Here is a 216-nt window from a genome sequence, read left to right on the forward strand (position 1 = left end):
AAGATGCGGGATGTACAGGTACTGCACCATGTACACCAACAGATACGGATGGCGATGGTACACCAAACTATTTAGACTTAGATTCTGACGGTGATGGTATCCCAGATTCAATTGAGAAAGGTTCTAATGGAGCTACTCCAGTTGATACAGATGGTGATGGTACACCAGATTATTTAGATACAGATTCGGATGGTGATGGTATTCCAGATTCTATCG

1 protein-coding gene is annotated in these 216 nt (G+C 42.6%); it reads left to right on the forward strand.

Annotated features, from left to right (window positions below; all coding sequences use genetic code 11):
- Positions 1 to 216: thrombospondin type 3 repeat-containing protein (locus V7S76_RS13320; protein ID WP_459510632.1), on the forward strand; the 216-nt coding region annotated here is incomplete at both ends.

It is taken from the genome of Aquirufa sp. ROCK2-A2, from assembly GCF_054558485.1.